General features: G+C 47.6%; 12 protein-coding genes. 6 read left to right on the forward strand and 6 right to left on the reverse strand.

Annotated features, from left to right (window positions below):
- The 3 genes from H6S82_RS07710 to H6S82_RS07720 form a co-directional block, all read left to right on the forward strand.
- Positions 1-661 (forward strand): cyanophycin synthetase (locus H6S82_RS07710; protein ID WP_277926390.1); only part of this gene is annotated, 661 nt, incomplete at its 5' end.
- Between the two features lie 54 nt (positions 662-715).
- Positions 716-1,708: a UDP-N-acetylmuramate dehydrogenase gene (gene murB / locus H6S82_RS07715; protein WP_190474082.1), complete on the forward strand. Its 993-nt coding sequence runs from the start codon at positions 716-718 to the stop codon at positions 1,706-1,708.
- A gap of 98 nt (positions 1,709-1,806) precedes the next feature.
- Positions 1,807-2,151 carry a YbaB/EbfC family nucleoid-associated protein gene (locus H6S82_RS07720; RefSeq protein ID WP_190474084.1) on the forward strand — a complete coding sequence of 115 codons (345 nt, stop codon included), beginning with the start codon at positions 1,807-1,809 and terminating at the stop codon, positions 2,149-2,151.
- 76 nt (positions 2,152-2,227) lie between these two features.
- Here H6S82_RS07720 and H6S82_RS07725 read toward each other — a convergent pair whose 3' ends face one another.
- Positions 2,228-2,758: an orange carotenoid protein N-terminal domain-containing protein gene (locus H6S82_RS07725; protein WP_190474085.1), complete on the reverse strand. Its 531-nt coding sequence runs from the start codon at positions 2,756-2,758 to the stop codon at positions 2,228-2,230.
- 263 nt (positions 2,759-3,021) lie between these two features.
- On the opposite strand from H6S82_RS07725, the gene H6S82_RS07730 reads away from it, so the two are divergent.
- Entirely contained in the window at positions 3,022-3,393 is a 372-nt protein-coding gene (locus tag H6S82_RS07730; protein WP_190474087.1) for a hypothetical protein, read from the forward strand.
- Between the two features lie 257 nt (positions 3,394-3,650).
- Complete coding sequence (locus tag H6S82_RS07735) at positions 3,651-4,331, forward strand: glutathione S-transferase N-terminal domain-containing protein (RefSeq protein WP_190474089.1); 681 nt, start codon at positions 3,651-3,653, stop codon at positions 4,329-4,331.
- A gap of 283 nt (positions 4,332-4,614) precedes the next feature.
- Here the strand turns inward: H6S82_RS07735 and crtB are convergent, their stop codons facing one another.
- From crtB to H6S82_RS07760, 5 genes are all read right to left on the reverse strand, one after another.
- On the reverse strand, positions 4,615-5,544 hold the full coding sequence (crtB, locus tag H6S82_RS07740) for a 15-cis-phytoene synthase CrtB (RefSeq protein WP_190474091.1): 930 nt from the start codon (positions 5,542-5,544) through the stop codon (positions 4,615-4,617).
- Positions 5,528-6,970 carry a 15-cis-phytoene desaturase gene (pds, locus tag H6S82_RS07745; RefSeq protein WP_190474093.1) on the reverse strand — a complete coding sequence of 481 codons (1,443 nt, stop codon included), beginning with the start codon at positions 6,968-6,970 and terminating at the stop codon, positions 5,528-5,530. The genes crtB and pds overlap by 17 nt, the downstream gene beginning before the upstream one ends.
- 212 nt (positions 6,971-7,182) lie before the next feature.
- The gene (locus tag H6S82_RS07750; protein ID WP_190474095.1) at positions 7,183-7,524 is read right to left on the reverse strand and encodes a DUF5615 family PIN-like protein; all 342 of its coding nucleotides are present in this window, start codon (positions 7,522-7,524) and stop codon (positions 7,183-7,185) included.
- A 3-nt stretch (positions 7,525-7,527) separates the two neighbouring features.
- On the reverse strand, positions 7,528-7,854 hold the full coding sequence (locus H6S82_RS07755; protein WP_190474097.1) for a DUF433 domain-containing protein: 327 nt from the start codon (positions 7,852-7,854) through the stop codon (positions 7,528-7,530).
- A gap of 104 nt (positions 7,855-7,958) precedes the next feature.
- Complete coding sequence (locus tag H6S82_RS07760; protein ID WP_190474099.1) at positions 7,959-8,462, reverse strand: hypothetical protein; 504 nt, start codon at positions 8,460-8,462, stop codon at positions 7,959-7,961.
- Positions 8,463-8,543: 81 nt separating this feature from the next.
- Here H6S82_RS07760 and H6S82_RS07765 point away from each other — a divergent pair, with 81 nt between their 5' ends.
- Positions 8,544-9,749 carry an RNA-guided endonuclease TnpB family protein gene (locus H6S82_RS07765; protein WP_190473023.1) on the forward strand — a complete coding sequence of 402 codons (1,206 nt, stop codon included), beginning with the start codon at positions 8,544-8,546 and terminating at the stop codon, positions 9,747-9,749.
- The last annotated feature ends 224 nt before the right edge of the window (positions 9,750-9,973 follow it).

Below are 9,973 nucleotides of genomic sequence, written 5' to 3' on the forward strand. Positions count from 1 at the left end.
GGCAAGGGTTTGGGAGCGAGGAAAAGTCCTGGGGCAGTTGAATTTGAAGTTGCTGGGCCGACACAATCTCAGTAACGCATTGGCAGCGGTAGCTGTCGGTCGCCACTTAGGCTTGGAATTTGCGACGATCGCGCAAGCGATCGCCACCTTTGAAGGAGCTCGCCGTCGCTTTGAAAATCGCGGAGAGGTCAATGGCATCCGGTTTATCGATGACTATGCCCATCACCCCAGCGAAATTAGCGCTACGCTAGCAGCCGCACGCATTCAAGCGAAGGAATTGAGGCAGTCTTCGTCTGGAAGGGTTGTAGCTATCTTCCAACCTCACCGTTACAGTCGCACGCTGACGTTTTTATCGGAATTCGGTCAGTGCTTCCAAAATGCCGACCTGGCGATCGTCACGGATATCTACAGCGCAGGCGAACAAAACCCAGGCCAAATCAGCGGCGAGCTGGTGGCGGAAGAGATTGCCAAACATCACCCTCAAGTGACGTACCAACCTTCTCTTGAGTCGGTGTATGACTTTCTGACTCAAAATCTCCGCCCTGGCGATCTAGCCCTGTTTCTGGGAGCTGGAAATCTCAATCAGGCAATCCCGGAAGTGATCGCCTTTTATCAAAAGGTCGGTCGAGATGTACATCAAGAATGTCGCCGCAGCGCCTAAGAAAGTGCCAAAAAATATGTTTGCCTCCAGGTTTTAGGGCATATGCAATCAGCTATGACTGTCTCCAATCACTTCTCCCAAGCACTCAAAGTGGCTAGCTCCCAAGCCCCTCACATCAAAATCAATCAGCCAAAAGAAACGTCTCTTTATCTTCCCGGTACGGAGTGTGCGATTAAGTCTGGGGTTTCTCTGGCCAGCCTGACTTCGTTTAAAGTAGGTGGCCCAGCAGAGTGGTATGTCGCTCCCAGGCAGTTGAGCGAGTTAGAAGCAAGTTTTGAATGGGCAATATCCAAAGATCTACCGATTACTCTGCTGGGCGCAGGCTCAAACTTGCTGGTGAGCGATCGCGGTCTGTCCGGTCTTGTCATCTGCACTCGCCATCTTCGTTCCACTCACTTCGACCCACAAACCGGTCAAGTGACTGCCGCTGCTGGAGAACCCCTAGTGCGTCTGGCATGGCAAGCCGCTGAGCGCGGTTGGCAAGGTCTGGAATGGGCAGTTGGCATTCCTGGCACTGTTGGCGGTGCTGCGGTTATGAATGCAGGCGCTCACAATAGCTGTACTGCGGATACTCTGGTCAACGCTCACGTACTTTGCCCGGACGGTAGTATTCAAGTTCTCACTCGCGAAGACCTGGGTTACAGCTACCGCACCTCTATACTGCAAGGTGACAAACGTTTGGTAACGCAGGTTACTTTCCAACTGGAAACGGGAGCAGACCCAGCAACGGTGATGGCATCAACTGCCCAACATCTCAGGCAGCGTCACAGTACCCAGCCTTATAACAAGCCTAGCTGCGGCAGTGTGTTTCGCAATCCAAAACCCCACGCAGCTGGGTGGTTAATTGAGCAAATCGGTCTCAAAGGTCATCGCATCGGCGGTGCTACCGTCGCAGAACGCCACGCTAATTTTATTCTCAATAGCGGCGGGGCAACGGCTAACGATATCTTTCAACTGATTCGCTATGTGCAGTATAAAGTCGAGGAACATTGGTCTTTGCGGTTAGAACCGGAGGTGAAAATTCTCGGAGACTTTCAACCTGTTTAGAGGTGATGGGTAATTGGCGAGCTGTATTAGCCATAACTCTTCGCCTATTATCGATCGCCTGTGTCAAAATCAGGTAGGTACACGCAGTCAATCAAGCTATGTCACAGAAACAGGGATTCGGCTTCGGTCTGGGAAAAATGAAAGAACTAGCCGAAGCTTTTAAGAAAGCTCAGCAGGTTCAGGAAGGTGCAAAAAAGCTTCAAGAAGAATTGGAGCAAATGCAAATTGAAGGAAAGTCTCAAGACGGTTTGGTCAAGGTCGTTCTCAACGGTAACCAAGAACCCCGTAGCGTTGTAATTTCTCCAGACGCTCTCGGACAAGGAGCAGAAGCCCTTTCTGCAACTGTTGCGGCGGCGATGAAAGATGCTTATGAAAAATCTACTGCAACGATGCGGAGTCGTATGGAAGAGTTGACCAGCGGGCTCGAGCTTCCGGGGCTCTAATTTACGATTTAACACCGATAAAGGCAGGGCTATCTGGTAAGCTAGATAGCCCTGCTGTTATTCTATACCTGGCAATCTACAGACTGGGCGTTTTACCTGTTTCAGCTTGACTGGGAATTGGCTTAACGTCGGTGTAGCCCATGTTAGCGGCTACTGTACGCAAAACCGAGATTTGTCCTTCAAAGTCCAGTTTTTCAATTTGGGAAAGGGCATCGTCGATCGCTTTCGTTGCTTGATAACCTTGGGGCAAGTCTACTACTGTTTCACCCATAGCCTGCGCCCAAGCATACCAAACCATCAACTGATTGTTTTCTTTTAAAGCACCGTAGGCACGGGAATATTCTGTGTCTTCGCGATTCACAATTTGGCGCATTACTGCCAGCTGATCGTCATCTGATAATTCGTAAAAGTCTCCCAGCAATTTAGGTGCTAGTTCGGGATCGGTTGCTGTTGGGGCTGCTGGCGTGATTGAGTCTCCCATTTTTTCATAAATAAAATAAAGCAGCGCTAATTTAGCGTCGGTATTCAGCGCTTCAAAGGCACCCACAACTTTTTGTGTTTCTTGTGAAAGAGCTTGAGACTTGATGGTGTTTTGGCCTGCAATCATGAACTTTTCCCATGAAATTTAACTATTTCCTTTTAGAAATATCAGATTTATTTTATGGTAATCGCCCACCAAGAGAAATAGTTTCCTCCCTTCATTTTGGTAGATAAATTATTTTTAAAACAGCGATAGGATATCTATCCTAAGAGAGTCGAAAAGAGCGATGAGGTTTAGTTAGTATTAATTGCACGAATAGAAAAATACCAACCACTCGTGGGGCAGCAATTTTTTTTAGCAAACTCGCGAGCTAAAAATAGGAGAAAATTATGGCTGAAAAAGTGAATCCCAAACCAAACGAAGCACCAACCCATGACGCTCAGCTAGCGGCTGAAAATATAGTTGCAGGTGCAGAGAAAGCTCCAGAAGTTGATGTAAATGCTGATTACGAAGCATCAAAAGCTTTCAGCGTTAGCGAGATCGATCGCACGGGGGCAGGTACACAAGCGGCAGCAGCGGCGACAGCACCTCAATTTGAAGTACGCCAACCGCAAGAAACCACATTTAAAGCAGAACCGACCGACAACCCAGATGACTACATAGATATGGCAAGGGATGTTAACCCTGCATCTGAAGGTGTCGGCAACGTTTCTGACGATCTGGTCAAAAAAGCTTTGGAAAAAGGGAAAGCCGCCCAGTAAGCCGATCGATATTGAGCTAAAGAATAAAGGTTGCGATCGCGCAGTCTGTTCGCTCAACCAGCTAGAGGTTGGGCGTTAATATATTTTGTGCAAATTATTGCCGCGTATTGCTAATCTGGACAATTCTTAATATTGAGAGAGAAAATCTGTAATTTTGAGTCTGGTAAAATATCTCAAGACGATAGTCATGACTTTTGTGCTAATCCTGCTAGCAATGCTCGCAGAATCTTAAAAATTCTTGAGTTTTAAGCATCGAAATGGATATTCTCTACTTCTACAGTCCCGGAGCGTGTTCTCTGTCAGGCCAGGTTGTGCTGGAGTGGCTGGGTGAGCCATATCAACTGTGCCGTGTAGACCCAGCAGTGCGTGCCGGAGAAACGTTTCGTCGAGTCAATCCCCAAGGTAAAGTGCCTGCTTTACGTACAGGCAGCAGATTTGTGGCAGAAAATAGCGCTGTTTTGCTGCATTTAGCAGAACGACAGCCAGATAAAGGGCTTGTGCCACCGATCGGCTCAGCCGATCGCGATTCGCTGCACCAATGGCTTTCTTACTTGGGAAGTGGCTTTCACGTTGCCTTTTACCCCTACTTTGTCGCCTTCCGCTACGTAAAAGACGAAGCATCCTATCCCTCAGTCAAAGAGGCAGCAGTAGAGCAAATTAAGAAGCAGTTCGCCTTCGTGAACGATAATTTGGAAGGCCACGAGTATCTACTCAACGGCACGCGCAGCGTACTCGATCCGTACCTTTATGCTATGTCCCGCTGGGGAAAACGCTTGTTCGATGTAGCGAGCGAGTTTCCCAATGTGGCACGCCATCAGGAAATGATGGAACAAGAGCCAGCAGTCCAATTTGCGCTCTCCACGGAAAAGGCTGAGGCGGCAACTTCGCCTAGCGGCGCTTTCCAAGGACACGTCAATCTTGACGAAGCGGCAAACTGAGGCTGAAAAAGCATTTTAGATTTTGGATTTTGGATTGGCTGGGCTTTGAATATTGTAGAGACGTTTTATGAAACATCTCTACAATATTCGTCAAAATTTTTTGATGATTGCCCTTAAAATGGGAGGCTTGAAACCCCTTTGTTTAGATCCAAAGTTAAAAAACTGGCCTCACAGCTTTACTTGGTGGTAATTATTGATAAATAGACGCGGTTGTGGTAATAAAACAACTGCGCCTATTGTTTGAGATCGGACACAAAATATGCTGCCACATTGGCAGGGGAAGCTAAAGCACTTTTGCTCGCATAGCAGCGATCGGCAAACACAGCATCTTGCGGGGGGTAGAAACATAAGCTCTTTGCCCGAAGACATCGTACTGATTGCGTTCGATCGCATCTAAAATCTGCTGATAGAGCATCATCGCCGCCCAAACTGGCCAACGCGCATCGGGGTTGAGTGCCTTGATACCTTTTTCCGAGATGGCAAAATACTTGCGTGCCCGTTGAATTTGGAAGCGCATCAATTCGCGCCAGCGGTCATCAACTACACCTTTGAAGAGGTCTTCCTCCGTGTAATTAAACAAAGCTAATTCTTCTAAGGGAATGTAGATGCGACCCCGACGGGCATCTTCGCCAACATCGCGGAGAATATTGGTCAGCTGTTTGGCAACTCCCAATGCGATCGCCTCTTCTGTGGGAATGTAAATTCGATCGTCCTTGTTCCAAGGCGCTGTGCGATCGGAGCCATCCACCCCCAGCACCGCTGTGGACATCAACCCAACTGTCCCCGCCACTCGGTAACAGTAGAGGTTCAATTCCTCAAAAGTTTGATACCGACTGCGGTATAAGTCCATTCGTTGCCCTTCGATCATGTCCCGAAATGGCTGAATATCGATCGGGAAATGTTGCACCGTATCGACTAAAGCCACATCTTGATCGTCCACGGGATGACCGGCAAACACGGATTCTAACTGGCGTTCCCAGCTATCCAAAGTTTCTTGCGTTGTCGTACTGGCCTGGGGGCCATCCACCAGTTCATCGGTGCGACGGCACCATGCGTAAATTGCCCAGATGGCGCGACGCTTATCTTCTGGCATCAATAAGGTGCCCAAATAAAATGTCTTGCCGTATTTGGCAGTAATCTGACGACAGAGTTCGTAAGCGTTCTCCAAAGAGGCCAGCGTTCTCATACGAGGGGTATTAGACAGTTGCAGCATTTGTCGCAGGCTGGGAGATTGTCGGGATTTTGGTTGCTTGTGACTCGGTTTGGGGGTGAGCTTCAGCGATCGCCTGCGCTGTCAGCTTACCAGAAAGTGTTGCTCCTTCCATACTCGCTAGGTAACGTTGCATGGTGAAATCACCAGCAAGATAAAAATTTGCTATCGGTGTTTTCTGGGATGGTCGGTGCGCCTGTCGTCCTGGAGTTGCCTTGTAGACTGAGCGCGGGGTTTTTACGACGTGATATTTAAGTAATTTGGCTGGGTTATCTGTGGCGAAGTGGTCGGGGAAGAGTTTTTTGAGTTCTTCCATTGTTGCCGCCACAATTTCTGCATCGGATTTGGAGATCCAATCTTGTGCTGGTGCTAAGACTAATTCCAGCATGGAGCGATCGGGATTGGCGTATTCCCGACAGGTGTTGCTCATATCAGCGTAAACGCTGAGCAGGTGGGAACGGGAGAATAGTAAATGGTCGATATCTGTGAGTTTGCGATCGAACCACAAATGCAGGTTTATGACCGGCACACCTTCTAACCCCTCTAGCTTTTGGAAGAATTCCATTTGCTTCCACTGTTCGGGTAGCATCACCTTCAGCGGATCTACTGGCATGGCGGAAACGTAAATATCGGCGGTTAAAATTTCATCTGCTGCACCATCTAAACCGCGCATGAGGAAACCTTTGACAGTGCCATCCTCATTGAGCAAAAACTCTTTGACTGGAGCATTTAACCGCACTTCGCCGCCCCGTGCCGTGATGTAATCTACGATCGGCTGACACAGGCGTTCAGTTGGAGAACCATCCAAGAATGCCATCTTGGAACCGTTCTTTTCCTGGAGGAAGCGATTGAGAGCGGTGAGCAGTACTGTAGAAGAAATTTCATTGGGGTTAATAAAGTTCAGCGCCTTGGACATAGCGATGAATACTTCTTTTTCTACCCGCAAAGGGATGTTATGGTTTTTTAACCAATCCGACCATGAATATTTGTCCATTTCCTCGACATACTTCTGCCCCTTAATCATGGCAGGAATGAGTCCCAGCCCAAACTGGATCTTTTCTGGCCAGGTGAGCATATCGTTGTTGCCGAGAATTGCTGCAACTCCGTTAAACGGTGCCGGGATATCGGGAAAGTCAAAGCGAGAGTAGGTACCGGGGGCATCTGGTTGGTTAAAGATCATCGTGTGTTCTTTCCACTGCAACCGATCTTCGATGCCCAGTTCTTGGAAGAGCTGCAACATATTCGGGTATGCCCCGAAAAATATATGCAGTCCGGTTTCGTACCAGTCGCCGTCTGCGTCTTTCCATGCGGCAACTTTACCGCCCAGTACATCTCGGCGTTCCAATACTATCGGGGTGTAACCCGCATCCGTGAGATATTTGGCGCAGGAAAGTCCTGCTAGACCCGCTCCAGCGATCGCAACTCGCATTCGATGGTTCTACCCTTACTCGTGCTTGCGTCTTTGTCGTTCTCATTATAAGTTACAGTCCGTTACATTTTATCGCTGTTGCGGAATTGGGAAAAAAGATTTGTACCGCAAAGAAAATATGAGTGAAGGGAAAAGCGGCACTAACTCGCTGGTAAAATAAGCTTGACAAACGAAGCTTTATGTGTTTTGAGTGGGAAGCGATCGCCTCCCATTTATCTAGACGGACGAATCACGCGAATCAATTTTCCTTGCAAGCTTTCCTCAGCATAAATTGCTTCGTTAATACGTGCCGCCATTCGCTCTCTATTCGAGTCGTCTTTGCAAGCAATAATCCCAAAGTGTTCTGGTCGTAAGCGGTGAAGTCGGAAGAAATCTTCTCTATTTAAAGTCAAAACAGCGCGTTTTTCACTGACAGCAAATGCTAAAACTTCTTCATCGGGAATCTTAAGATTTGCCTTTCCTGCTTCCTGTACTGTCAAAACGTCGTGACCGAAACTTCGTAACAATTCTACTACCAGTCTTGGGAATTGTTCGTCTGCATAAAGACGCGCCATCAGTTAATCTTCCTCATTTTTGTCGATCGCTATTTCAATTTCGTTAGGAAAAGCTTCTGCATAAGCCCAAGCATTTGCTAAATCGGCAGCAGATAGAGTTGGATAGTCATATAATAATTGTTCTTCGCTGATACCTAAACGGCGAGCATTCACCAGTACCCAAACAGGGATGCGAGTTTTGGCGATACAAGCTTCGCCACCACACACGCCAGGAGTTTTTTCTATTCCTTGCCAAGTGTTAGTTAAACTTTGGACTAATAGTTGGATTGCTTGAGCTTTTTCGGCTGGATTTAAGGCAAGGAGTTGGGGCTCTAATTCTTTGAGGGTCATAGTTAAGAGTCGGTTTTGAGAGTTAGCTGATATTTAGTTTATATTTTAGCGATCGCAGGCAAAACGATCGCTAAGATGGTGGGCAATAGCGAATGCGATGGCTCTCAAACTCTACGAAGCTCAGCAGATAAGCGCAGGTAAGTGTCAACAAACCCGGAAATCAAACGCATTCGCGCTCGATCGAGCTTTAAAGTAGCCATCAAGCGCAAACATTCAGATTTCACTCGCAGTCGATCCTCTGGCGCTATTTTCATTTTGGCCATTAACGCGCTGGCTGCGGGATTTTGGTAACGCAGAAAATCGCGCCAATTGAGGCGATTTAGCTGAATTACCCGATAATTAAACTCCAGCACTCGCAAATCGGGGAAATCAACCCGATGGCAAGTTGGCTCTGGACGTTGCGGCACATCGTAGGAAAATAAGGCAATGGGATAAATCGGTAAATCGTGTTTCTCGTACAAAAGGGCAAAATAGCGAAACATCCGTTTGCTGAAGTTCCCTCGCGCTTCGGATTGGTGTTCCGTGTGAATCAAGAAAAATGACTCTTGACCATGAAACCTCACCTTGGCGACTAAATCGGCTTCGTATTCTTCCCCAGCAGTTACCAAAATAATGGGTCTAAAGCCCCGTCCTTCTAGGACGGCTTTCTTTGGCTATAATACGCTTATGCTAAATCACTCAGCCTAAGTATGTTGGTATTTGAGGCAAAACTTGAAGGAGCTTCGCAGCAGTATGAAAGGCTAGATGAAGCCATCAACACTGCTAGGTTCGTTCGGAATAGCTGTCTTAGATACTGGATGGACAACAAAAACATCGGAAAGTACGATTTGAGTGCATACTGCGCCGTTCTGGGGAAAGAGTTTGCATTCGCAGGTAAGCTCAACTCCCAAGCTAGGCAAGCATCTGCCGAACGTGCTTGGTCTGCCATTTCTCGGTTCTACGACAACTGTAAAAAGAAAAAGCCAGGAAATATGGGATTCCCACGTTTCAAGAAGCATCAAACTCACGGCTGTGTTGAATATAAAACAACAGGCTGGAAGTTGAGTGAAGATAGGCGAACTATTACATTCAGCGACGGATTTGAAGCAGGAAGTTTTAAACTGTGGGGAACTCGTGACCTGCACTTTTATCAGTTGAAGCAGATTAAACGAGTTCGGGTTGTGCGTAGGGCTGACGGATACTACGTACAGTTTTGCATTGACCAAGAACGGGTTGAGAAGAGAGAACCAACAGGTAAAACCATTGGATTGGATGTTGGACTGACTCACTTCTATAGCGATTCCAACGGGCAGACGATTGAGAATCCCCGTCATTTGAGGAAGTCTGAAAAGGCACTCAAGCGGCTAAACAGGAGACTTTCCCGAACCCGAAAAGGCTCAAACAATAGAGCTAAGAGCAGAAACCGTTTGAGCCGGAAGCACCTCAAGGTAAGTAGGCAGCGTAAAGACTTTGCGGTGAAGTTAGCAAGGTGCGTAGTCCAGTCTAACGACTTGGTTGCCTACGAGGACTTGCAGGTGCGGAATATGGTGAAAAATCACAAGCTTTCCAAGTCTATCTCTGATGCAGCTTGGTCTAATTTCCGCAACTGGTTGGAGTATTTCGGTAAGGTGTTTGGAGTGGTAACGGTCGCCGTTCCCCCGCACTACACCAGTCAAAATTGCTCTAACTGTGGGGAAGTTGTCAAAAAGTCATTAAGTCAGCGTACTCATAGATGCCCTCATTGCGGTCATATGCAGGATAGAGACTGGAACGCAGCTATCAACATATTGGAGTTAGGACTTCGTACCGTGGGACACACGGCAACGTTAAACGCCTCTGGAGATATCGACCTCTGCTTGGGTGAGGAAACTCCTCCTGGTAAGTCGAGTCGTGGAAAGAGGAAGCCCAAACAGTGATGTTTGGAATCCCCGGACTTCTAGGGCGGGGAGGATGTCAAATCATTCGATTTTAGATTTTAGATTTTAGATTTTAGATTGAAGAATTGGCCCCGCAGATAAATCTGGGGAAAGGAAGTAGTAAGCAGTTCCTTGAATCAGCGATCGCGCAGGCTACCGTAGGCATATCGCGATCTATCATCGGCAGATGCCATACCCAGATACCAGAATCTTACTCCCACTCC

The organism is Planktothrix sp. FACHB-1355 (assembly GCF_014748295.1).
Classification (GTDB): Bacteria; Cyanobacteriota; Cyanobacteriia; order Cyanobacteriales; family Aerosakkonemataceae; genus Aerosakkonema; species Aerosakkonema funiforme_A.